Origin of the sequence: Micromonospora sp. NBC_01796, assembly GCF_035917455.1 — a bacterium.
Lineage (GTDB): Bacteria > Actinomycetota > Actinomycetes > Mycobacteriales > Micromonosporaceae > Micromonospora_G.
Map to the genome: position 1 here is coordinate 2,726,732 of NZ_CP109078.1, position 26,223 is coordinate 2,752,954.

General features: G+C 66.4%; 26 protein-coding genes and 1 tRNA gene. 19 read left to right on the top strand and 8 right to left on the bottom strand.

The features are described from left to right. Positions 1 to 53: 53 nt before the first annotated feature. On the top strand, positions 54 to 590 hold the full coding sequence (locus tag OIE47_RS12540) for a hypothetical protein (RefSeq protein ID WP_326561668.1): 537 nt from the start codon (positions 54 to 56) through the stop codon (positions 588 to 590). Positions 591 to 622: 32 nt separating this feature from the next. Here the strand turns inward: OIE47_RS12540 and OIE47_RS12545 are convergent, their stop codons facing one another. Further along, on the bottom strand, positions 623 to 1,189 hold the full coding sequence (locus tag OIE47_RS12545; RefSeq protein ID WP_326561669.1) for an NUDIX hydrolase: 567 nt from the start codon (positions 1,187 to 1,189) through the stop codon (positions 623 to 625). A 598-nt stretch (positions 1,190 to 1,787) separates the two neighbouring features. Between OIE47_RS12545 and OIE47_RS12550 the strand changes: the two genes are divergently transcribed. The 6 genes from OIE47_RS12550 (at position 1,788) to OIE47_RS12575 (ending at position 7,473) form a co-directional block, all read left to right on the top strand. Beyond that, positions 1,788 to 2,606, top strand: a complete 819-nt coding sequence (locus OIE47_RS12550; RefSeq protein ID WP_326561670.1) for a serine/threonine-protein kinase — start codon at positions 1,788 to 1,790, stop codon at positions 2,604 to 2,606. Between the two features lie 16 nt (positions 2,607 to 2,622). After that, entirely contained in the window at positions 2,623 to 4,089 is a 1,467-nt protein-coding gene (locus tag OIE47_RS12555) for a hypothetical protein (protein WP_326561671.1), read from the top strand. A 982-nt stretch (positions 4,090 to 5,071) separates the two neighbouring features. Further along, the gene (locus OIE47_RS12560) at positions 5,072 to 5,287 is read left to right on the top strand and encodes a hypothetical protein (protein ID WP_326563076.1); all 216 of its coding nucleotides are present in this window, start codon (positions 5,072 to 5,074) and stop codon (positions 5,285 to 5,287) included. Beyond that, positions 5,265 to 5,783, top strand: coding sequence for a DUF6879 family protein (locus tag OIE47_RS12565; protein WP_326561672.1), 519 nt, complete (start codon positions 5,265 to 5,267; stop codon positions 5,781 to 5,783). Before OIE47_RS12560 ends, OIE47_RS12565 begins: the two co-directional genes overlap by 23 nt. Positions 5,784 to 5,810: 27 nt before the next feature. Further along, positions 5,811 to 6,662, top strand: coding sequence for a helix-turn-helix domain-containing protein (locus OIE47_RS12570; protein WP_326561673.1), 852 nt, complete (start codon positions 5,811 to 5,813; stop codon positions 6,660 to 6,662). A gap of 580 nt (positions 6,663 to 7,242) precedes the next feature. Further along, complete coding sequence (locus tag OIE47_RS12575; protein WP_326561674.1) at positions 7,243 to 7,473, top strand: hypothetical protein; 231 nt, start codon at positions 7,243 to 7,245, stop codon at positions 7,471 to 7,473. Between the two features lie 25 nt (positions 7,474 to 7,498). Here OIE47_RS12575 and OIE47_RS12580 read toward each other — a convergent pair whose 3' ends face one another. Further along, positions 7,499 to 8,095 carry a GNAT family N-acetyltransferase gene (locus OIE47_RS12580; RefSeq protein ID WP_326561675.1) on the bottom strand — a complete coding sequence of 199 codons (597 nt, stop codon included), beginning with the start codon at positions 8,093 to 8,095 and terminating at the stop codon, positions 7,499 to 7,501. Between the two features lie 11 nt (positions 8,096 to 8,106). Continuing rightward, the gene (locus OIE47_RS12585) at positions 8,107 to 8,895 is read right to left on the bottom strand and encodes a GntR family transcriptional regulator (RefSeq protein ID WP_326561676.1); all 789 of its coding nucleotides are present in this window, start codon (positions 8,893 to 8,895) and stop codon (positions 8,107 to 8,109) included. A 161-nt stretch (positions 8,896 to 9,056) separates the two neighbouring features. On the opposite strand from OIE47_RS12585, the gene OIE47_RS12590 reads away from it, so the two are divergent. From OIE47_RS12590 to OIE47_RS12625, 8 genes are all read left to right on the top strand, one after another. Continuing rightward, positions 9,057 to 9,311 carry a DUF6284 family protein gene (locus OIE47_RS12590; RefSeq protein ID WP_326561677.1) on the top strand — a complete coding sequence of 85 codons (255 nt, stop codon included), beginning with the start codon at positions 9,057 to 9,059 and terminating at the stop codon, positions 9,309 to 9,311. Then, positions 9,311 to 10,120 carry an ABC transporter permease gene (locus OIE47_RS12595; RefSeq protein ID WP_326561678.1) on the top strand — a complete coding sequence of 270 codons (810 nt, stop codon included), beginning with the start codon at positions 9,311 to 9,313 and terminating at the stop codon, positions 10,118 to 10,120. The genes OIE47_RS12590 and OIE47_RS12595 overlap by 1 nt, the downstream gene beginning before the upstream one ends. 188 nt (positions 10,121 to 10,308) lie before the next feature. After that, positions 10,309 to 12,510, top strand: a complete 2,202-nt coding sequence (locus OIE47_RS12600; protein WP_326561679.1) for a cell division protein FtsK — start codon at positions 10,309 to 10,311, stop codon at positions 12,508 to 12,510. Between the two features lie 102 nt (positions 12,511 to 12,612). Continuing rightward, the gene (locus tag OIE47_RS12605; protein ID WP_326561680.1) at positions 12,613 to 12,903 is read left to right on the top strand and encodes a hypothetical protein; all 291 of its coding nucleotides are present in this window, start codon (positions 12,613 to 12,615) and stop codon (positions 12,901 to 12,903) included. Next, entirely contained in the window at positions 12,900 to 13,184 is a 285-nt protein-coding gene (locus OIE47_RS12610) for a hypothetical protein (RefSeq protein ID WP_326561681.1), read from the top strand. The genes OIE47_RS12605 and OIE47_RS12610 overlap by 4 nt, the downstream gene beginning before the upstream one ends. Positions 13,185 to 13,214: 30 nt before the next feature. Continuing rightward, the gene (locus OIE47_RS12615; protein WP_326561682.1) at positions 13,215 to 15,173 is read left to right on the top strand and encodes a DUF3987 domain-containing protein; all 1,959 of its coding nucleotides are present in this window, start codon (positions 13,215 to 13,217) and stop codon (positions 15,171 to 15,173) included. 265 nt (positions 15,174 to 15,438) lie between these two features. Further along, a complete protein-coding gene (locus OIE47_RS12620; RefSeq protein ID WP_326561683.1) occupies positions 15,439 to 15,648 on the top strand; it encodes a helix-turn-helix domain-containing protein in 210 nt (69 codons plus the stop codon). A gap of 13 nt (positions 15,649 to 15,661) precedes the next feature. Next, positions 15,662 to 16,891 carry a tyrosine-type recombinase/integrase gene (locus OIE47_RS12625; RefSeq protein WP_326561684.1) on the top strand — a complete coding sequence of 410 codons (1,230 nt, stop codon included), beginning with the start codon at positions 15,662 to 15,664 and terminating at the stop codon, positions 16,889 to 16,891. Between the two features lie 1,632 nt (positions 16,892 to 18,523). On the opposite strand, the gene OIE47_RS12630 is transcribed toward OIE47_RS12625, so the two are convergent. After that, positions 18,524 to 18,613: transfer RNA gene (locus OIE47_RS12630), tRNA-Ser, on the bottom strand. A gap of 76 nt (positions 18,614 to 18,689) precedes the next feature. Here OIE47_RS12630 and deoD point away from each other — a divergent pair. Beyond that, complete coding sequence (gene deoD / locus OIE47_RS12635) at positions 18,690 to 19,397, top strand: purine-nucleoside phosphorylase (RefSeq protein WP_326561685.1); 708 nt, start codon at positions 18,690 to 18,692, stop codon at positions 19,395 to 19,397. 197 nt (positions 19,398 to 19,594) lie between these two features. Further along, complete coding sequence (locus OIE47_RS12640; protein WP_326561686.1) at positions 19,595 to 20,494, top strand: universal stress protein; 900 nt, start codon at positions 19,595 to 19,597, stop codon at positions 20,492 to 20,494. 123 nt (positions 20,495 to 20,617) lie between these two features. Here the strand turns inward: OIE47_RS12640 and OIE47_RS12645 are convergent, their stop codons facing one another. The 4 genes from OIE47_RS12645 to OIE47_RS12660 form a co-directional block, all read right to left on the bottom strand. Next, positions 20,618 to 21,829 (bottom strand): ABC transporter permease, encoded by a 1,212-nt coding sequence (locus OIE47_RS12645; protein WP_326561687.1) that lies wholly within the window; start codon positions 21,827 to 21,829, stop codon positions 20,618 to 20,620. After that, the gene (locus tag OIE47_RS12650) at positions 21,826 to 22,548 is read right to left on the bottom strand and encodes an ABC transporter ATP-binding protein (protein WP_442792084.1); all 723 of its coding nucleotides are present in this window, start codon (positions 22,546 to 22,548) and stop codon (positions 21,826 to 21,828) included. The genes OIE47_RS12645 and OIE47_RS12650 overlap by 4 nt, the downstream gene beginning before the upstream one ends. Next, positions 22,545 to 23,588, bottom strand: coding sequence for a peptidoglycan-binding protein (locus tag OIE47_RS12655; protein ID WP_442792149.1), 1,044 nt, complete (start codon positions 23,586 to 23,588; stop codon positions 22,545 to 22,547). The genes OIE47_RS12650 and OIE47_RS12655 overlap by 4 nt, the downstream gene beginning before the upstream one ends. A 62-nt stretch (positions 23,589 to 23,650) precedes the next feature. Next, complete coding sequence (locus OIE47_RS12660) at positions 23,651 to 24,199, bottom strand: hypothetical protein (RefSeq protein ID WP_326561689.1); 549 nt, start codon at positions 24,197 to 24,199, stop codon at positions 23,651 to 23,653. Positions 24,200 to 24,361: 162 nt separating this feature from the next. Here OIE47_RS12660 and OIE47_RS12665 point away from each other — a divergent pair, with 162 nt between their 5' ends. Together OIE47_RS12665 and OIE47_RS12670 are read left to right on the top strand one after the other, a co-directional pair. Further along, positions 24,362 to 25,018, top strand: coding sequence for a response regulator transcription factor (locus OIE47_RS12665; protein WP_326561690.1), 657 nt, complete (start codon positions 24,362 to 24,364; stop codon positions 25,016 to 25,018). A gap of 11 nt (positions 25,019 to 25,029) precedes the next feature. Next, positions 25,030 to 26,211: a sensor histidine kinase gene (locus tag OIE47_RS12670; protein ID WP_326561691.1), complete on the top strand. Its 1,182-nt coding sequence runs from the start codon at positions 25,030 to 25,032 to the stop codon at positions 26,209 to 26,211. Positions 26,212 to 26,223: the final 12 nt, after the last annotated feature.

The following is a 26,223-nucleotide window of genomic DNA, read 5'->3' on the forward strand; positions in this document are numbered from 1 at the left end:
ATAGAGGCAGCAACCTTCTGCCGTCCGCTCCGTTGTGCTCCCGGAGGGGATATATGAAAGCCCGCAAAACGGTACTGATCGGCTTCCTGTTGGCGACGCTCATCGCGTCGGCGAGCGGGAGCGCCCCGACCATGCCCGGCAAACCGGCCGTGGGGACATTCGGGCCGGACGTGGTCCACCTGTCCGGGGTACGCAACATCGAGTTCGGCGACACCGAAGGGGAACTGACCGCCCGGGGCGTACTGGAACCCGAACCCGAGGCCACCGAGTGCGCCGCGCAGATCAACGGCCTCGACACGGTCGGACCGGTCTTCGACCACAACCGGCTCGTGCTGATGTGGGTGAGCCCGCCGATGCACACCCCGGAGGGCGTGACCGTCGGCACCTCGCTCAACACCGTGCACGCCCGCTACCCGGCGGCGACGGCGTTGACCGCTCCACAGGGGACGTACCGGTTCGACGGGCTGCTCGCCCGGCAGGGCGACCGCGCCTTCCTGTTCCTGCACGACGGCCGGATAGTACGCAAAACCGTCGCCGGGTACGCCAACTACGCCCAGAAACTCTTCGACGAGGGCTTCGGCACCTGCTGAGGCGTTTGAGCTGGGCGTAAGTCGTGACGGGGCTATAGCTCGCCTCGCGCCTGACGTGCGATCAGTTCCAGTACGGCGATGATCGTGCCGGCACCCGCGATCTCGCCTCGGGCGATCATCTCGCGTGACTTGTCGAGTGGGATCCAATCGACCCGCTCTGCCTCGTTCACGTCCACGGGCGTACCGATGTGGTCGGCCTGCCGAGCCAGGAACAGCAGGTTCTCCGCATCGGCGGTGCCCACCCACGGTTGGAACGACAGCAACGGCTCGACCGACTTCGGCCGCCAGCCGGTTTCCTCCTCGACCTCGCGTACGGCACAGTCCGCCGGGTCCTCGTCGTCATCGACGTAACCGCCCGGCAGCTCCCACACCCACCGGTCGAGGACGAACCTGTGCCGGCGCATCAGCAACAGCCGGCCTTGCTCATCGAGTACGGCGACCATGGCAGCACGTGGCGCACGGATCACGTACTGCTCGAACCGCACCCCGTCCGGCAACTCCACCTCGGCGATACTCAGCCGCGCCCGTCGGGTGTCGTCCACGACCCGCTCGCCATGAATCGTCCACAGGGTCAGCTCCGTCGCCTGCTCACCAGCCACTTCCCCAGTATTGGACGGGTGGCGGTTTAGCGAAACGGAGCCAGAAGCAAAAGCCCTGCGCGTTCATGATTCGGCAGCCAATGAACTTCCGATCTTGGAACGGCGAAACGCCCGGTTCGTCCTTGCGGACTTGCCGGGCGTTCTGCCTGCTTGCTGGCGGTGGCGGCGGGATTTGAACCCGCGGAGGGGTTACCCCCTCACACGCTTTCGAGGTCTGCCGGCCACCGTTCAACGATGATCGGCGCTGTCCGCGACCTCGGGCAATGCATGGCCGGTGAACGCCACCGGCCGTCTTCACACGCCCGCGAATGAGACGACGTTTGAGACGAGGTCGCCGCTCCGAAGCGTCGCGCCGCTGCCCGGATCTGAGATGGGCAATTGGCCATCAATCCACCTGCATCGGCATGTATCCGGATGTCCTGGCGAATGATGTGACGTAAATATCATGCTTAGCTAGATGCGGCAGTCGGGATGCCGACTTAACGCATATTGACCGCCTGAGATCATCCCAACGGCCTCCCCTGTCTCCGCCGGGCAGCAACGACAGCAAGCGGTCGATCGATAGGTGGACGCCTGTGCAAGATATACCGTCATGCGTATGTCGTTGCCTGAACCACGGCTCGCACAACAGATGGTTGCTCCCTACCTCGAACCCGATGCTGAACTTCTAGGCGTCGGGACGTACGGCGACACCTGGAGGTCCGGCGATCGCGCCGTCAAGATCCTTTGCGGTGCACCGACCGATCCACGACGAGTTGCACGCGAAGTGGAAGCTCTTCAGAGGGTTGACAGCCCACATGTCGTGAAGCTGTACAACCTGAAGCAATTGTCGATTAGCGGAACCGACTACCTGGCCCTGGAATTTGAGTTCGTCAGGGGTGGCGACATATCAAATCGAATTGCCGCCGATGACTGGCCAACCGTTTCGGAGACGACAAGCCTGCTAATCAATTTACTTCTAGGACTCCAGGCCCTTCACGAAAGCGGGTCAATCCATCGCGACTTGAAGCCGGCAAATATCGCCTTACGTGACCGGAGTTGGCTCCACCCTGTCATCCTCGACCTCGGCCTGTCAAAGCAAGTCGACGCGAGCACCGTCACGGTATATCCGGGGCTTCTCGGTACACCAGCGTACATGTCCCCGGAACAACTGCGCGGCCAACCAGCACATAAAGCCAGTGACTTATTTGCCGTAGGCGTCATGATTCACCAACTGCTCACTAGACGCCACCCGCTGTACGAGCCGTCGGAATACTACGATCTTTCAGATATGCTCAAACGCCTAGAAGATGGCATCGAGCCCTTGCCTGACGGCTATCCAGAACCCCTGCGCCGGGTTATTGAACGGATCACATCGATCCCCACACATCGTCGGGGTAGCACCAGAAGCAATCTTCGCATTCTTGGCATCGAGTAAGCCGAAGGGATAAGGAATGGCTCACCAGCACGAAGAAGAACGGTCACCCTGGGATAGCGATGACGACGAGTTCTACGTGGATGAGATGGAGGACATGCTAGAGGAACTCCGAGCAGAACGAACAGATGAGAGCGAGTTACATCCACCCGAGGAGGTGATGGCCTTGGCACATGAGCACGCATGGATGGTTTTACGAGGATCGAAGTCTGGAACGGTTGTAAGAAATCAGCCTCCCGGATCGATAACGAGAGCAGGAAATGTCCCACCGATACCAGCTAGGGATGAGGTCTTAGATAGCGGAAATCCGATCTTCCTTTACCATGCAGGCCAACCAGCATTCGCACAAGGCCGGGAACTGCTTACCCGACTCCACGCCACCAATGGCGCGTCTCTTGGCATAGGAGTATCCGTCGGGATCCCACGCCACACGACCAAAAAGATCGCGGACGTTTTTGACTGCCCTGTCGCTGCACTTCGCATCGCAGACCCAGAAGGATTCTGGTTCGACTACAACGTATTGCAACTCGAAAACCCCGATCCGGCGAGCTACACCCACGAATCAACCGGAATTACTGCCGCTCGACGAGCCAATAGACGTAAAACCTTCGCCCCCTACCTGGAACGCGCAGAAACCGAAGGGTTCATTGACGATATTGTAGGTGCACAACGGTCAGCAGGAGCAAATCTCATTCTCACCTCCGGTCGGGCCCTCGATCCTTCTCGCGCACTCCAGAGTATCCAGACGTTGATCAGGGAGGGTGATCACGTACATTCTCTTCTTGCCCCAGACGAACGCATGGCTTTGAATATCACGCTTCCGCTTGAATTCTTGACCAATGCAAGCCACGGCGAACTACTCCTCGCGGAACTGCTAGAGCGGGACCAATTCGACGTTTGGCACGTTCGGGGCCAATGGCGCAGCAACGAAGACGGCGCTATCCTAAAGGATCCCTCCGCACTAAAGTTCTATAAGGACCTGGCAAACCTCGCCGAAGAAGAGGGCCGGGTGCTGCTACTGCCACAGACCGGCCTGACAGGATGGTACTTCCTTGCCCATGGAGCGCGAGGATTTGGGTCCGGGACTTCGATGTCGCAGCAGACATTTCTGCAGCACAGGGCTTTTGCGCGACAGAAAGGAATACCGGATGTCCAAAGGATCTTTGAGAGAGCATTGCTTCATCCGGTTGAACATACAGTCCACCTCAACCTGAGGGATCAGGACAAGTACGTCATATGCGAATGTCGTTGGTGCGAGGCAATCCATGCTTCGGGTGTTTTCAACAAGGCTACCAGCGGCTGGCATACCCTTTACAATCACGGCGTATTGACCGCCTCTATCCGTGGATCCATCTCGACAGGCGGTCGGCGGGCGGCGGTCAGGAGAATTATCAGACGCGCCCAATCATTTCGCGAGAGTCAAGCCCAGAAACTTCTTGGCCGTAACGATCCGAAACATCTCTCTTACTGGTCAGAACTACTCTAAGACAAAGACGACTCGCTACCAAACAGCGAGGACCACTGCCAGGTATGCTCGCCATCAACGTATAGCTGAAACACCCGTTCCGCCAAGATTAGCCGCTGAAGCGGCCAGGATTGCCGACTGGGCGGAAGCTTGTAAATCGCCAAGTCGCCAGATGCGCTGAGACCTGCAACCCCTACATCCATCCCGTCAAACCACTGCAAATTTCGAAGGGCTGGCCTAATCGCGTGATCGTCTAATACCACCCACGCCAAATCTGCACCTACGGCGTGCCTACTCGCTTGCGAAAGCGCACGCTTCCACGCATTCAACTTCGCCTCGATGGTCACCAGGTGCGATATTGTCGACTGAAATCCGTGAGTCGCACCCCAATATCCCTTCGAGAGCCGAAACACGTGTCCACCGTCCCGTAAGCGAGGGAGCACCGTAGAGGATAAGTATCCCGTGGACATACCGGTATGGATTGCAACTTGAGCAGTTGTTGCTACGGGGCGTTCAGCCTTTAAGGAGGCCAAGTAAAACATGGCCGCGACATCAGCAGAATCAACGATAGGCACCAAGGACCGCGCAACCCTAGATTCAACCACAACCTGATCGAAGACTGCCAAGACCAGATCAGGAATGCCTGCACTGGCAGCAACCTGGAAAAATGATTGAGCTTCGCCTGAATGACAGGCCAGTGCCCTCGCATGGCTTGCAACGGACTCATACATTGCGGATTCTGTCACAAATCGGCTAGCCGTAAGGACCATGAATGAATGATATCGGCTTGCGCATCTGATTACAATACACTTCGTTGGCGAGTCGCTCGTTCCGCGACGAAATTCAGCGGGGCAACGAGCGGGACCACATGGCGCCGAATCGGGCATTGTGGGCATGTCAAGTTGTGGAAGAAAACTCACGCACACCACTTGATGGTTTCGGCGTAAACATGCGAGCCTTGCTTGAGACTTGGTACTCACATAAGGAGCGAAGAGTGCTGCGCATGTTAGGCAAAGACCCGGAGAGCCCCAACGGTGATTCACCCACTTTGTATTACGATGAAGACCGGGACACCTACCTGTTCCAAGGCTGGAGGGTTACAGATTCGGAACGACTTGCACAGATGACCATCCCGGACCACGAGACGGTTATCGAATTCCCTAAGCGGATGATGCGCTTCTTCCCGGAGGTGCAGGGTGAATCAGGCGCCCACGCTTGAGGAACTGATGCACTCATGCGGACGGTCCGCGCTGCATCTGGAGATGCGCGATGGCTACATGCGCAACGATCCTATGTACACCGCTTGGCAAGGCGGGCATCGCTACAAGCAGGCTGACCGGGCATCGTGGTGGCATCCATGGCTGGATCTGGTCGCCCAGACCACTCGCCGGGGCGTGTCGGTACGACGCGCGCGAGTCGTGTCCGAGCCGGTTAGCGAATACATCCGATTTGAGTACGACGTGACGTTCCGGAACGTGGCTGTCGGAGAGCAGGTGCGGTGGCTGCCTCGGCGATCTACCACCGACTTAGCTCTGCCAGGCAACGACTTTTGGCTGTTCGATGGTGCGTTGGTCCTGGTGCACCACTTCAGTGGCGAGGGGGACAAGGTTGGCGCTGAGTTGGTCCAAGAGCCGGCCGTGGTGAAGCTGTGTGCGTCGGCGTTCGAGGCGGTGTGGGAGCGGGCTACCCCGCACGACGAGTACCAACCGGTCTGACCGCCGCTACCGTCGCAGACTTGTCCTGTGCCCTCGCCCTCGTCCAGTGCCCAGCAGGCGCTCGAAGCGCTCGGCGTACGCCTGCGTGAGATCCGTATTGATGCCGGCCTGACCGGGCGCGACCTGGGCCGGCTGACTGGCTGGCACTCATCCAAGGTCAGCAAGATCGAGTACGCCAAGCAGACCCCCACCCCGGACGACATCCGCGCGTGGTGCCGGCACTGTGGGACGCTGGACCAGGCGGTTGACCTCATCGCCTCGCTCAGGGCCGCTGAGGGCATGTTCGTGGAGTGGCGCCGCATGGAGAGCACCGGGCTACGGCTCGCACAGGAATCCGTGGTGCCGCTCTGGGAGCGCACCAAACGCTTCCGCATCTACAACCCCCGGCTGATCCCCGGCCCAGTACAGACCCGCGAGTACATCCGGGCACTGATGTTGGGGCTGATGGACCGGCGTGGCATCCCGGACGACCTGGACGCCGCCGTGCAGGTGCGGATGGACAAGCAACGGGTTGTACGCGAGGGAGATCACCGGTTCGCCATCGTCCTTGAGGAAGCCGTACTCCGGTTCCCCATAGGCGGACCAGCAACCATGGTCGGGCAGCTCGGGCACTTGCTCGCCTGCACCGCGCTGCCCTCGGTCTCCCTCGGCATCATCCCGCTCGGTGCCGATAGGTCGACCATGTGGCCGGTCGAGGGCTTCTGGATGTTTGACGAGGAACAGGTGTCGGCCGAGCTGACCTCCGGCCATCTCACCGTCACCCAGCCACGCGAGATTGCGGTATATGCCGATGCTTTCACGAGGCTCGCCAAGCTTGCGGTCTACGGCTCGGCAGCACGCACCCTGATTACGTCGGCGGTCAACGCGCTCGATGATTGAGCGTCGCAAACCCAAGCACACGTGTTGAGGCTCAGCTACCGCCGAATCTAGCGTTTATGGAAGGTGCGACGGTTGCCGCTCTACCTCCCACTCTCAACCGTCTCCCCTTTAGACGGCTGAACGCGTATTCCAGCCGTCTTCTGCCTGTCCAGTCAACGACGGCGAGGGTTTCATGGTGAACTGGGTTCTAGAGGCTGACCCCGGGCCGCTGCGAGACAAGCGAGCCCACGAGGCAATGCAGCAACATGTTCCACATGACTTCTATCCGCACCGCTGTCGATGTGGCGACCCGTACCCATGTCTGACTCGGTTCTATGCGCGGTATCACCTGATCCTTGGTGGCCGCCTCGTCCTGGACCGCCGGCCACCAAGGGGCAGCAGGTGAGGCTGTGGAAGCGGAGCCGGGCGTGGTGGTCGCCCCGGCGGGATGTGGTCTCACCTCCGATCGACTGCACTGGCCCGGCCACCTTGTACGTGGGGCGGTCCGGTAGCTACGCCCAGGGCTTCGCCTCCTCGGCGACCGCGGGCTCAGGCTCTGTGTCATCGGAGGGTAGGAGCAGGAAGCGGAAGGGACGGCAAGATGCCTGAGCCGGAAGAGGAGGCGACGAGCTTCCTCATACAGCTCGATGATCCGTTGATGAACCTGGTTCTGGACTACGGCGAGGCAACGGCAAGGGCTGCCACAGCTTCGGCTCGTGGCAATCGACCCGAGGCGCAGCGCGCAAGCCGTGATGGCTTCCGCCTGTTGACTGAGATGTTCGATTTACGCGACACCGAGCATGCACAGATAAAGCGTGCCCCTGAGGCATAGCCTCAGAGGCACGTCCGTGTCTCCTTCACGCCGTTCGTCGGCGGAGTTTCGCCTCAAGTACAGCTCGTGCCGCTGGCCACTCGTCATCAATGACGCTGTAGTAGATCGAGCTACGCCGGTAGCCGTCACGCAGCATTCGGTGGTTGCGGAACGTACCTTCCTGCGTGGCGCCTAGACCTTCGATGGTCCGTTGTGAGCGGACGTTGCGGGCGTCGGTCTTGAAGGCGACCCGGATGGCGCCGAGCGTTTCGAAGGCGTGCCGCATGAGCAGGTACGCCGCCTCCCGCGCGATCCCTCGCTGCCAGTAGTCGGGTGAGATCCACGCCCAACCGAGTTCGATCCCACGGTGTGCCCGCTGGATGTCGATGTAGCTCATGGTGCCGATCGCCTGGCCGTTGTCGCGATCGATGATGGCGAACGGCAGGCGTACGCCCTGGTCCTGCTCTTGGAGGGCTTCCGCGATGAGTGCGGCTACCTCGGGTTCCGTCTGTGGCGTTGCCTCGTCCAGGTAGGTCCAGATCTCATCGTGGCGAGCCATTTTGGTCAGGTCGGGCAGGTGTGCTTCGGTCAGCGGCACCAGCTCGATTTGATTGCCGGTCAGGCGGACTGGTTCTGGCTGCATCGGTGCTGGTCTCACTCGCCGGACACCTCGTACACGAGCACGTGCTTGTCCCCCGCTAGGAGCTGGTCGAACGCTTCGAGCGGCTGTTGGTCACCGTCGTACGCGACCCGTACCGCGCGAACCACGGATACGCCTGGATCGAGCTTCAGCAGCTCGGCTTCCTCCGGCGTCGGCATGCGAAAGCTCAGCTCGTCGATGTAGTACGCGATCGGCTTCCCGTGTGCGCGCTCAAGCACCGACAGCACACCCTCTTCCACCGGCTCAGAAACCGCGATAGCTGTGTCTTTGACCAGGTCGGCGAGGTAGTAACTGTCGCCGAGCTGGTACGGCTCCTCATCGATCAGCATGATCCGACGCCGTACGAGTAGGTCTGTTCCCTCGGGCACCGCCAGCCACCGGGCCGTTTCCGCCGTGGCCGGCACCTGGCCCACTTCGCGGATGTCCTGTCGGCCGACTCGACCCTGTCGGGCCGCCTCGGAGTTGAACGTAGCCGCGTGGTGCTCGGCTCGACGCGCTGCCCGGTCCTGGTCCATGGCCAGGACCCGGATCGGCCGTGCCTTGCGTACGTAGGTGCCCTGGCCCTGGCCGGAGCCGACGAGTCCCTGTGACTTGAGCGCGGACAGCGCGAGCCGGACCGTCGTCCGGGAGGCGTTGAACCGATCGGCAAGTTCCCGCTCGGCCGGCAAACGTTCGCCTGGCGTGTAGTCGCCACGAGCGATTGCCTCTCGAATCGTGGTTGCCAGGGTCACGTGACGGGGCTCCTCGCCGCGTCCGGCGGTACCGCCTGGGCTCTCGGGCATCTGCGCTCCTGACATGGGGGCAACGGTTCGCACTGGTCAGCAACTCATTCTAGCGCTTGGTACGGACCAAGCCTTGACAGGCTCTCGATCATCATGGGAGGTTCTTGGTACCTACCAAGTGGGCGGCCCAAGTGGGCCACCCAAAGTTGAGGGAGTGTCGGGTGGATACGTCTGTCCATGGGCCAGACCTGGAGCCGAGCCCTGCTGACCTGGCCGTAATCGAGCACGAGTGGCCGCTGATCGAGGCCGAGTTGGCACTACTGGATGCGGAGATCGTGGCCCTGAACTCCGAGGGCGGGCCGTCGCCGCTCGACCGGCGCAGGATCCGGCGGGCCGAACAGCGAGTCATGCGAGTAGCCGCCGTGCTCACGGACTCGCTGAGTGAGCAGCCGCGCGTCTGGAAGGCGGTGGCCTGATGACTGCGACTACGACGAGTGCGTACCCCAAGCCGGTGGAGGAACTGATTCCCGCCGCTCGTGCGCTCGCAGACAAGCTCGGCGAGGTTCCCTCCCGGAACCGGTTGATGCGGGAGCTACGGGTGGGCTCGCCCAAGGCGACCGCGCTGCGGGAAGTGCTGACCATCATTGACGCCTCGCCCGTCGCGCCGGCCGCTCCGGTTCCGGTGGACGTACCGCCGGTCCCACCGGCAGACCCGGTGCCGGTGGACGCTGCGGCCGGGTCCAACTCCAAGCAGGAGCCTGCTGTACCCGTAGAGCTGCCGGAACCATTGGCGCCGGTCGGGGTAGACGGACACCCGGTTTCCAAGGTCACCACGGAAGCTGTTCCGGCAGTCCGGAAGCCGATGCGGTCGTGGGTGTTGCTCCTACTGGCTGCGCCCGCGTTCGTGGCGATCTGGTCCGGGTGGGTTGGGCTCGGTGGGCTCACTGGGTTCGGTGTGGTGCACCCGCTCCCGGGGATCTGGGACAGCCTGAGTCTCAATACCGCGATCACCTTGCCGATCGGGGTGGAGGCGTACGCCGCGTACGCGTTGCGGGCGTGGCTGTCCGGTGACGGCGTACCCCGGAGGGCACGCCGGTTCGCCGCCTGGTCGGCGATCGGGTCGCTTCTGCTGGGCGCGGCCGGACAGGTGGCCTACCACCTGATGGAGTCCGCCGGCATCACCTCAGCCCCGTGGCAAATCACCACCCTCGTGGCCTGCCTGCCCGTGGTCGTGCTCGGGATGGGTGCCGCTTTGGCGCATCTGCTGCATACCGACGAGTCCTGACTTTGCCCGGCGGCGCGGCCTCTGGCCTGGAAACCGCGCCGCGCCGCCGGCCCATCTCCGCTGTCCGAAGACCTCGGAAGGACCCCCATGCTCGCACCCCCAACCGTCCTGCCGGACCGGCCCCGGCCTGTCGCTTTTCTGTCCCTGCCCGTCCTTGTCATCTCGCTCTGAGTAGGAGGTAACTCACCATGACGAGCAACCCTGACGAGCGGTTCGACTGGTCCGCGGCCGAGGCGGAGATGTCCGACGGCGCGGACGTGGTCGACCTGGCCGCCCGGCGTCGCAAGCCCACCGATCCCGCGAAGTCCTTCGCCGTCGACCTGGACGACGAGGCCGACCAGCAGGACACCGACGAGCCGGTACCGGTCGACCCGCCGGACCTGGCCACACCCTCACCATTCGCAGCCAGCGTGGCCGGCAAGGGCTCGACCCGTAGGCCGATCGTTCCTCCGTGGTTGCGGTCGCGCGCCGAGCTGACCAATGCTGGGAGGTGGGCGTTGTCGCACTACTCCCACGTGAGCCTGTACCACCTGACTCGCACCCCGAAGTACGCCGGCCGATTGACCTGGCGGGCGCCGTTCGGCGCGGCCCGGCTGATCGGCGCCACCACGCGTTGGGTGTGCGACGCCGAGGGCGGGCCGGTCCGGATGGCCGCCGTACGGCAGGAGAACGCCGAGCTGTACCTCAAGCTGTCCCGGCAGCGGGATGCTCGGGTGCGCTGGCGAGGAATCGTCCTGTCCATCGCGCTGCTGATCGGCGCACCCACGACAGCGGTGCTGATGGTGCTGGCCGGTTCGTGGCAACGTTGGCTGATGCTCGCCGGTGCGGTAGCCCTGCTCGGCCTGGCCGGTACGCCGAAAGACAAGCCGTTGTTGGACGTGGCCGCGGTGACTCCACGGGCGCGGAAGCTGTCGGCCGACGTGGTGACGAGGGCGTTCCTGGCCGCCGGGCTGTGTAAGCCCGATGATCTGATTACGTTCCCCGCACCGATCATGCGTGACGGTCCGGGCTGGCGGGCGATCGTTGACCTGCCGTTCTGGACCAACGCCGACAAGGCCATCAAGAAGCGCGACCAGTTGGCCGCCGGCCTGGACCTGGACGAGGTACAGGTGTGGCCGGAGCGAGTACGCGGCACCGCCGGTTCCGCCCGCCGGCTGTCCCTGTGGGTCGCCGACGAAGACCCGTACGCCAAGGGCTCCGGGTTGTGGCCGCTGATCGCCAAGGGAACCGTGGACATCTTCTCCCCGATCCCGTTCGGCCAGGACCAGCGTGGCCGCAACATCCCGCTCCTGCTGATGTTCACGTCCCTGCTGGTCGGGGCGATCCCGCGCATGGGCAAGACGTTCGCCGCCCGTCTGCCTGTGCTGGCTGCTGCCCTGGATCCGATCGTGGAGCTGCACGTGTACGACGGCAAGGGCGGTCAGGACTGGCGGGCGTTTGAACGGGTTGCCCACCGAGTCGGGTTCGGCGTACGGGACGAAGTTGTCCTGTCCCTGGTCGAAGACCTGCGGGCGCTGGTGGCGGACATGAACCGCCGTTACGACACCATCGCCACCCTGCCGTCGGACATCTGCCCCGAGTCGAAGGTCACCCGAGGAATCTCGGAGCGGCGTTCGCTCAAGCTCTGGCCGGTCCTCGTCGCGATTGACGAGTTCCAGCGGTACTCCGGTCACCCGGTGCACGGGGAGGAGATCGTGTCCCTGCTGACCGAGCTGTGCAAGGTCGGCCCGTCGGTCGGGATCATGATCCTGCTCGCCACCCAGAAACCGGACGGCAAGGCGGTACCGACCGACCTGCGCGACAACATCGGCACCCGCTTCGCGCTCAAGACCATGACCTGGCAGTCCAGCGAGGCCGTGTTGGGCGCCGGTTCCTACACCGCCGGCTATGACTCGTCCCGGTTCCAGCGCGCTCACAAGGGCGTGGGCATCCTGCTCGGCGCGGACGACTCCGGCTCGGTGGAAGAAGCGGTCACGGTCCGGACCAACCTGGCCGCCGCCAAGGACGTCGAAACCGTCGTCACGAGGGCGAGAGAGCTACGGGAGCGGGCCGGCACCTTGACCGGTCACGCCATCGGCCAGGCACCGGAGACGACCACCACGGCGGGGGACACCCTGCTTGACGACATTCTGACCGTCGTACCGGCCGCCGAGGCCAAGGTGTGGTCAGAGACCGTGGTCGCCCGACTGGCCGAGCTGCGCCCCGACACCTACGGCGCATGGGAACCGGCGCAACTGGCCGCCGCACTCAAGCCGCACCGAATCACCGTCGGCCGACAGGTGTGGGGGACCGACCCAACCACCGGCAAGGGCGCCAACCGCAAGGGCATCCACCGCGACGACATCGCCGCCGCTGTGACCGAACGTAATCGGCATCGGAAGGCCGGATAGCCCCAAGCGGGCCGCTAGGTCTAGCGCCACCACCCGCTAGACCTAGCGGCACCGCTAGCCCTCCATCTCCATCCCTGCCAGGACGCTAGCGATCTAGCGGCCGTGGCTCCGTACGCCCTGAAACTGGCCCTGGAGGCATTCGTGGACCCGTCCGCCGTGATCGCTAGCCTGCTCTGCCTCGTTCCTGCCCTCCTCACCCTCGGTTACGCCGCTCTCTGCGCCGCCTCGCCGTTTGGTCGGTGCCGGCGCTGCTCAGGCACCGGCAAACGCCGTACCCCGCTCACCCGGATCACCCGTGACTGCCATCGCTGCGACGGCATCGGGCGGCGCATCCGGCTCGGTCAGCACCTCGTGAACGAGATCCGCCGCGAGTACCGGAACGGCACCCGATGAACCGCCGCCTTGGTCACACCGACTGGTGCGCTCGTGGCCACCAGTGCGGTATCGGGGAACACCGTTCCGATTCGGTCCTGGTCGACCTGCCCGGCTACGGCCGCGCCGTCCTCACCCGTGTCCAGGCAGACGATGGACGGCAGCACGCCGAGATTCGCGTACGCGTCGCCCTGGCCGTCACCGAACCGACCGCCCGCCGGCAACTCGCCTGCCTGCTCGCCGACCTGCGGCACCTGGTCACCCGGACCGCAGCCCTCGGCCGATCCCGCCGCGCCGCCTGACCACCCGCCACCCCGAGAGGAGTTGTCATCGTGACCCGAGCACCAGCGCACGACCTGGCCGCAGAGCAGGCGGTCATCGGCGCTGTCCTGATCGCCCCGCCCGTCATCGCCGAGCTGGCCGGGCTGCTCACCCCGGCCGACTTCTACCGACCCGCACACACACTGCTGTGGGAAGCACTGTGTGGACTCCACGCGAACGGGTCGCCCACTGACCCGATCGCCCTGGCCGCGTACCTCGCCGAGATTGGCGAACTGGCCAAGGTCGGTGGAGCGCCGTACCTGCACACCCTGATGCAGGCCGTACCCACCGCCGCGAACGCCGGACACTACGCCCGCATCGTCGCCGACCACGCCCGCCGCCGCCAGGTCGTCAACCTCGGCGAACACCTCACCCAGATGGCCAACGGCGGCGCGGATGTCGCCGACCTGGTCGCCACCGGCCGCGCGCTACTCGACCAAGCCGACACCGCCGGGTGGGCACCACCGATCCCGCTCGGCGACCGCCGACACCTGCCAGAGTTCCCCGCGTACGTGCTGCCCGAATGGGTCGCCGACACCATCTACGCCGTCGCCGAGTTCACCCAAACCCCGATCGACCTGCCCGGCTGCATCGCTCTGGCCGCGCTGTCCACCGCCGCCGGAGGCCGCGCCGAGATCGAGGTACGCGGCTCATGGCGGGAACCCGCGAACCTGTTCACCGTCGTCGTACTGCCGCCCGGTTCGCGGAAGTCGGCCGTGTTCGCCGCGATGATCGGGCCGCTGCTGGCCGCCGAGAAGGCGTTGGTGGAACGCACTCGCCCGGCGATCGTGGAAGCCGACCTGGCCGCCAGGGTCGCCGGCAAGGCAGCGGAGAAGGCAGCGAACGCCGCAGCCAACGCCGACGCATCAGGCCGAGACACCCTGCTCGCCGAGGCAACCGCCGCCGCCATGCAGGCCGACGCCATCACCGTGCCCGTGTTGCCGCAGCTCGTCGCCGACGATGTCACCAGCGAGGAGGCCGCTTCCCTGCTCGCCGAGCAGGGCGGGCGCCTGGCCGTGCTCTCGCCGGAAGGCGGCATCTTCGCCACCATCGCCGGCCGCTACTCCGGCACCCCCAACCTGGAAGTTTTTCTCAAGGGCCACGCCGGAGACATGCTGCGGGTCAACCGGCGTAGCCGCGACCCCGAGCACGTCGAACACCCCGCGCTGACGCTCGGCCTGGCCGTGCAACCCGACGTGCTGCGCGACATCGCCGACATGCCCGGATTCCGTGGCAAGGGCCTGCTCGCCCGCATCCTGTTCTCCCTGCCAGAGAACACCGTCGGACGACGGAAGATCGGCGCCGACCCGGTACCCGACGAGCTGGCCGCCAGCTACACCGCCAACCTGACCACGCTGGTCGTGACCCTCGCCGAGTGGACCGACCCAGCCGTACTGCCGCTCACGCCTGAGGCCAACGAACGGGTGTTGGACATCGAACGGGCCGTGGAACCCCGACTCGGCCCCGGCGGCGCGTGGGCACACATCGTGGACTGGGGCAGCAAGTACACCGGAGCCGTCGTACGGCTCGCCGGACTGATCCACCTCGCCGAACACCTCCGCGACGGCTGGGGCAAACCGATCGCCGGAGACACGATCGAACAAGCCGCCCTGCTCGGCGAATACTTCGCCGCCCACGCCCTGGCCGCCTTCGACGACATGGGCGCCGACCGGACCAGCCGACACGCCCGCCACGTCCTGGCCTGGCTCGAACGCACCGCCACCGGAGCCTTCACCAAGCGGGAGCTGTTCCGGGCGGTCCGCAGCAGCCAACTCCCCACGGTCGCCGACCTGGACCCGGTCCTGTCCGTCCTGGAGATGCACGGCTACGTCCGCCAGCTCGACCCGCCAGCCCGTTCCCGTTCGGGTGGGCGCCCGCCGTCGCCCTCGTACCTGGTGCATCCCGACCTTCATCGGCCTGCCGCCACCGTCCACGCCCTGGCCGACGTCGACGCCCGGCGGAGCGCGTGATGGCCGCGCCAAAACTGACAGAACTGACACAACCCGCCGACGACCGAGGTTCCGTCGGTTCTGGCAGTTCTGTCAGCAGCCTCTCCGGCTCGGGGGCGACCCGGCGTGCTCGTCCGCTATCGGTGCCCGATCTGCCCGGCGCCACCCAGCGAGCGCCGCCCTTAGCGGCCCACCCGTTGCCCGCGGCATGACCAGCCGATGGTCACCGGCCGCGCAGAACCCGCGCCACCCGACCCACGACAGCGGCAAGACCTGGGGAGAACGCGTGAACAGCACAGACAGCCGAGTAGTCCTGACGATCGAGGAAGCCGCACACCGACTCGGAATCGGCCGCACCACCATGTACGCCCTCGTCATGAGCGGAGAGGTCCGTTCGGTCACCATCGGCCGCCTGCGGCGCGTGCCCGTCGGGTGCCTGGGCGAGTACGTCACCAACCTCTTGGGCGCCGACCAGCCCCTCAACCCAGCAGCCTGAGGAGACGACAACTTTGGGACGCAAGCCCGACGGCGCATCCAGTATCTACAAGGGTGGCGACGGCTACTGGCACGGACGAGTCACCGTCGGCGTGAAGAACAACGGCCGAGCCGACCGGCGCCACGTCCAGGCCATGACGGAGGCCGAGGTCATCCGGAAGGTACGAGCCCTGGAGCGCGAGCGTGACAGCGGCACCCTACGCAAGACCGGCCAGCGCTGGACGGTGGAGAAGTGGCTGACGCACTGGGTGGAGAACATCGCCGCACCGTCCGTACGGGAGAACACGCTCGCCGGTTACCGGGTCGCGGTTCGGAAGCACCTGATCCCCGGCGTGGGCGGACACCGGATCGATCGCCTAGAGCCGGAGCACCTGGAGACGCTGTACCGCCAGATGATGAAGAACGGAAGCGCTCCGGCCACCGCCCACCAGTCGCACAGAACCGTCCGTACTGCGCTGAACGAGGCTGTTCGACGCGGTCACCTGGTCCGGAATCCGGCAACACTCGCCAAGGCTCCGCGGCTACCGGAGGACGACATCGAGCCGTACTCGGTCAGCGACATCAAACGGCTCCTGGCCACCGCCAGCGAGCGGAGGAACAGCGCCCGATGGGCTATCGCCCTGGCCCTCGGCCTGCGGCAAAGCGAGGCGCTCGGGTTGAAGTGGTCCGATCTCGACTTGGAGGCAGGAGTGCTAACGGTCCGGCGTGGTCGGCAGCGCCCGAGGTGGCAGCACGGGTGCGACGCCGAATGCGGACGGAAATTCGGCGGGCACTGCCCGCGACGCATCCCGCTGCGGGCGGAGACGGCCGATACGAAGTCACGAGCCGGGCGGCGGAGTATCGGTCTGCCTGACGAGTTGGTAGCTCTGCTCAGGCAGCACCGCGAGGAGCAGGACCGGGAGCGGGAGCGGGCTTCGCAATTGTGGCAGGCTGGCGGGTGGCTCTTCACCACGCCAACCGGCAAGCCACTCAACCCGCGTACCGACTATGACGAGTGGAAGCGGCTCCTCAGGCTTGCAGGGCTGCGGGACGGCCGGTTGCACGACGCCCGGCACACCGCCGCCACTGTGCTCCTACTACTCGGTGTACCCGACCGTGCCGTGATGGGCATCATGGGCTGGTCCAACCCCTCCATGGCCAGCCGCTACCAACACATCACCGCGCAGATTCGCCGAGACATCGCAAAGCGGGTTGGAGGGCTCCTGTGGTCGGGCGCTCCCGCGAATCAAGTTGACCGCGGCTGAAAGGTGACATGCGCTTGCTGACCTCCGGCTCAGGCCAGTGCCCTTCCGTCACTACCAGGCCAGCCGCAACGTCGCCCAGCATTTGATCTTGCACTGACAGTCGAGCCGACTGTCGCACGATCCAGAGCCATGTCCCGCTAAAGACCTGGGGTGCGCCCCTCCGAGAAACGTCCCCGGAGGGGCGCGGGAAGCTGGACTACACCAGCGCGATACCGCCCGTCACTACGACGACCAGGATCAAGATCTGAACCACAATCGTTCGGTCCAGCCGTACCCGCAGGTCAATGCAGCTCGTCACTAACTTTTCACCCCCTCGGGTCCGGTCACGCGGATATTGCCGGTCACCGAGGAACTCGGCGCAACGGCTCACCTTCCGCTACGCCCCTCCTGCGAACCGCTGTAATGGTGTACCACGTCGAGTCCTCAATGCAAGTTACCCCGCGACCAAGTCTTCCGACGCGGATGCGCAGACGCGTTTAAACGCCCACGATCAGGTGCCGGTGGCGTTTAAACGGCTAGTCAGGCGGCACGGTTGCGCAGCAGCAAGCCAAGCACTCTTCTCGACCTCGGAGGCCAGCCCTTAGCTGGAACTGTTCACGCATGAACAGTTCACGCATGAACAGTGCCAGAACCGTCCCTGACTCAGACACAGGGATGTTCCGCTCGTAGCGGTCGGGCTCCGACAGACTCGACGGCGAAGTAACACAGAAACAAGGATCCTTGCTGGCCAGGGAGCTGAACATATCCAAGCGATACAGTCGTATCGTCTTGATACGGTCCCACACTCAAATGTAGATTCATACACGCCCATGGATGTCGACACTCCTCACCAAGGGTCGCGTCAGACTTGGCCCAGGTGACCATAATTACAACTCCAATTCCTATACCGGAAACCTTGACGTCACCAACGCGCCGGCTCGCGCGATACTAGATTGACCGCGACAGCAAGGTTGCGGCTTAACTAAGGTGTGGTCGTTACAGACTCCGCCGAAACCAGCACATGTCGAATTACCCCGATGATTTGCGACCCATTGACATGAAAATCTGATTAGGATTCCCGGGACTAATCCCAACATGCTTTGGCTCACAGGTCAGTTCGTGCGATAATCAGGTCGCCAGCTCGATGGGCACAACCCTGTCCTGAGCTGCTACGTAGCACCCTGTTGGGTCCATCCGGTCACGCGGGTACCCCCTGGGTAACGGCCCCTCCGCTCACCTCGGAGGGGCCGTCTTCGTATCCCGCGCCCGAACTATCAAGGTTGCCCACCGGACGAAAACACCTCGTCAAGCACTGCTTGCTCCCCGTGGAATCACCTATGCCGAGGTGACGTTGCCAGACCAAGCCCCACACAGAGCGACGACATCCTGCTCTTTCGGAATCTGGCCTACGTACGTCCGATCCCATGCCTGGCCGAGCGATGCGGTGCGCCGCATTGGCGCCTACAACGGTGATCGGGTCAGCGACACCCGAGGTGCCTAACAGCCGCGCCGCACCCGACGGTTCGCCAGAAGGACCGGCAGTGCAGCAGCAGGTCTCAAGCTCGATTGAGACGACGATTGAGACTAGCGATCTTGGAACGGCGAAACGCCCGGTTCGTCCTTGCGGACTTGCCGGGCGTTTCGCCTGTCTGCTGGCGGTGGCGGCGGGATTTGAACCCGCGGAGGGGTTACCCCCTCACACGCTTTCGAGGCGTGCTCCTTAGGCCACTCGGACACGCCACCGCCGAGAAGGGTACCGGACGCCCGGCGTGCCCGTCACGGCGGTATGGCTCAGCCGGACCTGGCAGGATCATCAGCCATGAGTACGCACATCGGCGCACAGCCGGGCGAGATCGCCGAGCGGGTCCTGATGCCGGGTGACCCCCTGCGGGCCAAGTGGATCGCGGAGACCTACCTCGAGGATGCGAGGTGTTACTCCTCGGTCCGGGGCATGTACGGGTACACCGGTACCTGGTCCGGGGTCGAGGTGTCGGTGCAGGGCTCCGGCATGGGCATGCCGTCCGCCTCGATCTACGCCCACGAGCTGATCAACGAGTACGGCGTGAAGACGCTGATCCGGGTCGGGTCCTGCGGGGCGCTCAGCGAGGACCTGCAACTCCGTGACGTGCTGGCGGCGAGCGGGTCCTCGACCGACTCGAACATGAACCGGGTGCGGTTCGACGGGCTGATCGACTACGCCCCGGTGGCCGACTTCGGGCTGCTGCGTACGGCGGTGGAGGTGGCCGAGCGGCGCGGCATCAGCATGCGGGTCGGACCGGTCCTGGCGGCGGACGCCTTCTACACCGATCGTCCGGACCTCTACGACGCCCTCGCCCTGTACGGCGTACTCGCCGTGGAGATGGAGTCGGCGGCGCTCTACACGATCGCGGCCCGCTACAAGGCCCGCGCCCTGACCGTGCTGACCGTCAGCGACCACATCAAGACCGGTGAGAAGACCACCTCGCAGGAGCGGGAGCAGACCTTCGGCCAGATGGTCGAGATCGCCCTCGACACCGCCATCGCCTGATCGTCACCGACTCCTACCGCAGCTAGGGGCAGAACAGCTCCGGGGACCTGTGGCGGCGCGTACGGGTCGAAAGACCCTTCTGCGTACGTGGTGGGCGGAAGTTGACTGTGGTTAGCGAGCTGAGGTTTTCCACGGACGCCAAGACCTGGAGTCCGTGGCAGCCCCGAGTTCGACCTGCCCAGTCGAAGGAGACTGTGATGACCACCCGACCGATCCTCGTCGGCTACGACGGATCCCCGTCCGCCTGGGCCGCACTTGCCTGGGCGGTGGACGAGGCCGCCCGCGCCCACCGTTCCGTACTGCTGGCCTATTCGTTCGAGTGGTTCAACGTCACGGCTCCGGTCGTACCCGAGGTGGCGAACTGGTCGGACCTGACCGCGCGCCGCGACGCGCAGGCCATGGTCGTCGCTGCCGCCGCCGAGGCCGCCAAGTCGCGGGCGGACGTGGCGGTCTCCGCCGTCCTGCTCGACGGTCCGCCGGCCGTGGCGCTGGCCGAGCAGTCCCGGCAGGCGGCCCTGCTCGTGGTCGGCAACCGTGGCCACGGCGGCTTCGCCGACCTGCTCGTCGGCTCGACCAGCGTTGCCGTGGCCGCACACGCGCACTGCCCGGTTGTGGTGGTCCGGGGCGTCGAGCCCGACCCGGAGGATTCGGGGCGACGGATCGTCGTCGGGTTCGACGGTTCCCAGTGCTCGTTGCTGGCGCTCGGGTACGCCTTCGACCTGGCCATGGAGTGGGAGGTGCCGCTGCACGTGATCGCCGCCTGGACCCCGCCGCCACCGCAGTACGTCCCGGTCGCCTACAACCCGGTGGCGGTCACCAACGCCGAGCGGGCCGCCCTCGACGACCTGCTGGTGAACTGGCGGCAGAAGCACCCGGAGGTTGCCGTGACCACCGAGGTTGTCGCCGACACCCCCGGTCGGGCCCTGGTCAACGCCAGTCGCAACGCGCAGTTGGTGGTTGTCGGATCCCGAGGGCACGGCGGGTTCGGCGGGCTGCTGCTCGGCTCGGTCAGCCAGCAACTGCTGCATCACAGCCGCTGCCCGGTGGCGGTCGTCCGGGAGATCCCGCCGTCCACCGAGGGCCCGGACGACAACTGACCTCGGCCGGGTCTGACCGGCATTGAGGACAACGGTCCCGCCCCGGCACGAGCCGGAGGTCTGTTACGGACCACCGGCCCTGCCGGGACGGGACCAATGAGCCGCCGCACCGGGGAGCCGTCCTCAGGGGGTGGCGAGTGCCTCCGTCGGGGGGAGGTGGGCGGCGCGGATGGCCGGGTAGAGGCCGGCGAGGGCGCCGATGACCAGGGTCGCTCCGACGCCGCCCGCGGTCGCCCAGATCGGTACGACGGTGGGCCAGGACTGGAGCAGGGCGTACCCGGACGTGACCGCCGTGCCGAGCAGGACTCCGCCCGCCCCGCCGAGGGCGGAGAGCAGCAGCGACTCGGTGAGGAACTGGGTACGGATCTGCCCCCGGGTCGCCCCGAGCGAGCGTCGCAGCCCGATCTCGGGCTGCCGTTCGAGCACCGAGATCACCATCGTGTTCGCCACCCCGACCCCGCCGACCAGCAACGCCACCGCGCCGAGGCCGAGCAGGAGCCCGGTGAACGCCTGGTCGGTGGCGCGTGCGGCGGACAGCGCCTCCGACGGGCGGGACACCTCCACCTCGTTCGGCGCCTCCGGATTCGCCGTCGCCCCGAGGACAGCGCGTACGGCCTCGACGGAGGGTTCGGTCGAGCGGCTGTAGACCGTGGTCGGGTGCCCGTCGAAACCGAGGTACGTCGTCGCGGCGTCCCAGCCGATCAGCGCGGAGAGGTCCAGTTCCGGGGCGAGGGGCACCGGGGCGAGGATGCCGATGACGGTGAACCAGCGACCGCCGACCTGGATCTGGGTGTCCGTACCGGCGGTGGCGAGGCCGAGGCGGTGGGCGGCGGTGGCGCCGAGCACCACGGCCGGGTAGCGGGCGGTGGCCGGGTTGAGCCAGGTGCCGCTGACCGTTTCCGCGCCGACGGTGTCGAGCAGTTCGAGGTTCGCCGCCCGTACGCCGATGCCCCCGGTCTGGGCGGGCGGGATCCGATCGCTGCGGAACACCTTGGCGTCGGGGAGTTGGGCGGTCGCGGCGACCCGTTCGACCGGGCCGATCCGGGCGATCATCGTTGGCGACTCCTCGGGCAACTGCGCGTCGTCGCCGAAGAGGGACTTGCCGGACGAGACGGTGAGCAGGTTCGTGCCGAGCGCGGCGAGGGTGCGGTCGAGTTCGGCCCGTGACGACGACGAGATGCCGACGACGGCGACCATCGCCGCGATCCCGATGGCGATGCCGAGCGCGGAGAGGAACGCCCGCAGCGGCCGGGTACGCAGGCCGACGCCACCGACCCGGACGATGTCACGCGGTCGCAGCCGGGCCGGCACGAGCCGGTCAGGCCCGCGCCTCACCTGGTCCCCCCGACGAAATCGGCGGCGGTCGGCTCGACGATCAGGCCGTCGCGCATCCGTACCTGGCGGGGCAGGCTCGCCGCGATCTCCCGGTCGTGGGTGATCACGATGACGGTGGTGCCGGCCCGGTTCAGCTCCTGCAGCAGGTCGAGGACCCCGGCGCCGGAGACGGAGTCGAGGTTGCCGGTGGGTTCGTCGGCGAGCAGCAGCGGCGGGTCCCCGACGACCGCGCGGGCGATGGCGACCCGTTGCCGTTCGCCGCCGGAGAGTTCGTGCGGCCGGTGGTCGAGTCGGTGGTCCAGGCCGACCCGGTGCAGCGCGGCCGCCGCCCGTCGGCGTCGTTCACCCAGGGGTACGCCGGCATACAGCAGCCCGTCCGCCACGTTCTCCACCACCGGTACGCCCGCAGCCAGGTGGAACTGCTGGAACACGAACCCGATCCGGCTGGACCGCAGCGCGGAAAGTTCCCGGTCGTTGAGTTCGCCGGTGTTATGGCCGTCGATGCGTACGGTGCCCGACGATGGTTGGTCGAGGGTGCCGATCAGGTGCAGCATGGTCGACTTTCCGGACCCGGACGGCCCGACGATCGCCACCAGTTCACCCCGCCCGATGGTCAGGGTCACGCCGCGCAGGGCCGCCACCCCGCCCGGGTAGACCTTGCTGACCTGCTCCAACGCGACCACCGGCGGCGCGTCGGGCGCGACTGCGCCGGCCGTCATGCCGGCACCCCGACCGTCAGGCCCTCGGTCAGCCCGTCGCCTGCGACCTCCACCCGTCCGCTGGCGAACAGGCCGGTGCTGACCGCGACGATCCGGGTACGCCCACCGTCGACCACCTCCACGCCGTACCCGCCCTCGGCGAGTGCCAGCAGCGCCGCCACCGGCACGGTCAGTACGTCCGCGCGTTCGTCGGCGGTGAACGCGACCTTGACCGACGCCTGGTCGTACGCGGCCAGCGCCTTCGGGTCGGCGACCGTCACGGTGACCTCGATGACGGTCTCCGGTTCGGTCTGCCCGGTCCCGCCGCTTCCGGTCTCGATCACGGTCGCGACGTCGGTGATCCGCCCGTCGAGCTGCTTCCCGTCGGGCAGCGTCACCCCGACTGTGGTGTCCTTCTTCGCCAGCCGCTGGTCGTCGATGTCGAGGTCGACGGTGACCAGCCGGTTCGTGCCGCTGTAGGTGAGCACCGACTTCCCGGGCTGGACGGTGTCGCCGGTCGACGCCTCGTGCCCCTCGACGCGTACGTCCGCGTCGGCGTAGACGATGTCCGACGGTTCGACCCGGCCGGTGTCGTCGCGGCCGAGGTCCTCCTGCCAGTCCCGGACCGCGTCGGCGGTGCTGCCGGTGTACTCGTCGTCGACGGTGAAGCCGGAGTAGCCGAGCGCGGACAGGTTCTGTTCGAACTGTTTCACGTCGGCCCCCTCCACCCCGGACCGCAACGTCCGGTACGCCGGCAGCCCCCCGTGCAGCAGCACCACCTTGCCGTTGTCGACCGCGTACAGGGGCTGGCCGAGTTTGACGGTGCCACCGGTCGGGGCCAACCAGGTGAGGGTCCCGCCGCGCCGGGCAGCGGCGGTACGCGTGGTGCCGTACCCGAGTTCCCCGTCGACGGTCTGCGCGTCGACCAGGGTCTGCCGGGTCACCTGGGCGGTTGCCGGTGGCAGGGGGCTGGCTGTGGCCGTACCCGGATCACGCCCGCCGAAGCCGATCGCGGCCGCGCCGCCGGCACCGACGGCGACGACGACGGCGGCGGTGACCAACGCCGCGCCGGTACGCGGACGGCGACGCCGGACGGGCGCCGGGGCGGCAACGGAATCGGCCGTCACTTGCCGGTCCCGGCGATCTTCGGTGCGAACTGCTTGCACTTCTCCATCGCGGCCTTCAGGGTCGGGTCGTCCAGGCCCTTACCGCCGAGCAGGCTCTTGTCGATTTTGAGCAGACCGTCGGGGCCGGGATCGGGGAAGTCGGGTATCCCGTTCTCCCGCATGCACTGCGCCATCTTGCGCATGTTCTCCGCCTGCTCGGGGTCGAGCTTGCGCCCCTCGCCACCGTTGGGCAGGAACTCGCGGCACTTCTCCATCGCCGCCTGCGCCTTGTCCGGGTCGCTGCCGCCGTTGATCCGTACCTGGCCCGGCGCGGCCGGATCGGGGTCCGGCATGTCGACCCCGTTCTCCCGCATGCACTGGGCGAACTTCAACTGCCGGTCGGCGTCGTCGAAGGCGGCGGCGCTGGCCGAGGCGGTCGGCCCGGCGCCGGCAGCACCGCCGGCGGTGGCCACGCCGTCGCCCTCGGCGGAGGTGCCGCACCCGGCCAACGCCAGGGCGAGTAACGCGGGCAGGACCAGCAGGCCGGTGACCGGTTGTCGGCGCATCTGCACACTTCCTTCCTCGGAGAGGCCGGCGCCGGTCGCCGACCCGTGCCACCCCCGGAAGCGGGGTGACCGTTGCCGACAAGTCGACCGCAACGGCGGTATCCAGGGCGTAAGCGTCGGCGTTAACGGTGGCGTTATCCGGGACCGAGTCACCATGGACCGATGCGAGTGCTGGTGGTCGAGGACGAGAGCCTGTTGGCGGACGCGATCGCCGAGTGGCTGCGACGGGAGGCGTTCGCCGTCGACGTCGTGTACGACGGTGGCTCCGCCCTGGAACGCCTGGGCGTGAACGAGTACGACGTGGTGGTCCTGGACCGCGACCTGCCGGTGATCCACGGCGACGACGTGTGCCGGTCGATCGTCGCCGGTGGCGGGGCGAGCCGGGTCCTGATGCTGACCGCCGCGGCGGCCGTACGGGAACGGGTGGCCGGGTTGTCGCTCGGCGCCGACGACTACCTGACCAAGCCGTTCGCCCTGGTGGAACTCTCGGCCAGGGTGCACGCGCTGACCCGGCGGGCCCGTCCGGCGGCACCGCCGAGGTTGAGCCGGGCCGGGATCGTGGTCGACCCGGGCCGGCACGAGGTCTACCGCGACGGCCGGTACGTGGCTCTGTCCCGCAAGGAGTTCGCGGTCCTGGCCGAGCTGATGCGGGCCGACGGGGCGGTGGTCTCCGCCGAGGATCTGCTGGAACGGGCGTGGGACGAGCACATCGACCCGTTCACGAACGTGGTCCGGGTGACCGTGATGAAGCTGCGCCGCAAGCTCGGCGACCCGCAGGTGGTCGAGACGGTGCCGGGAGTGGGGTACCAGATCTCGTGAGGCGACGACTGATGAAGCGGACCACGATCCGGGCCCGGCTCACCCTGGTCTACGGCGGGTTGTTCCTGCTCGCCGGCATGGTCCTGCTGGCGGTGACGTACGTCCTGGTGGAGCAGCGGATGCCGGAGCCGCTCGGGGTGGCGTTGACCAAGCCGGTCACCGAGATCCCCAGGACCGGCCTCGGTACGCAGAACGCCGAGGCGCTGCGGATTTTCGTCCGGGAACTCCAGGAGGACGTGAAGCAGAACGCCCTGGACTCGTTGCTGACCCAGGGCGGGATCGCGCTGGCCGTGGTCTCCGCCGCGGCGATCGCCTTCGGTTGGCTGGTCGCCGGTCGGGCGTTGCAGCCGCTGCACCAGATCACCGGCACCGCCCGGCGGATCGCCGGCGCGAACACCGCCGGGCGTGGGCTGCACGAGCGGATCGCGCTGCGCGGTCCGCAGGACGAGGTACGCGAACTCGCGGACACCTTCGACCTGATGCTGGAACGGTTGGACCGGTCGTTCGACGGTCAGCGCCGGTTCGTCGCGAACGCCTCGCACGAGTTGCGTACGCCGTTGGCGTTGAACCGGGCGCTGGTGGAGTTGGCGGTGACCCGTCCGGGTGCCTCGGCCGACGTACGGCAGCTCGGTGAGTCGCTGTTGGCGGTGAACGAGCGGCACGAGCGGCTGATCGAGGGGCTGCTGACGCTCGCCGACTCGGAGAGCGAGCTGACCGACCGTACGTCGTTCGACCTGGCCGAGGTGGCCGCGCACGTGCTCAACCAGCAGGCGGCCGAGGGGGCCGAACCGGATCCGACCAGGGCACTCGCCCGGGAGGCGGTGCGGGAACTCGCACCGGCACCGACCTCGGGGGACGCGGTGCTGCTGGAGCGGCTGACCTCGAATCTGGTGGAGAACGCGCTGCGGCACAACCTGCCGGCCGGCGGTTGGGTGTCGGTGCGTACCGGGTTGGTCGACGGGCGGCCGACGCTGGTGGTGAGCAACACCGGGCCGGTGGTGCCGGGGTACGAGATCGAGACGATTTTCCAGCCGTTCCGGCGGCTGCGCGGTGAGCGGCTCGGTGGGGGGCGCGGGTTCGGGCTGGGCCTGTCGATCGTGCGGGCGGTGGCCCGGGCACATGGCGGGTCGGTCGATGCCCGGCCGCGCGACGGCGGTGGCCTGGTGGTGAGCGTCACCCTGCCGACCCGGTGAAACTATAAGACC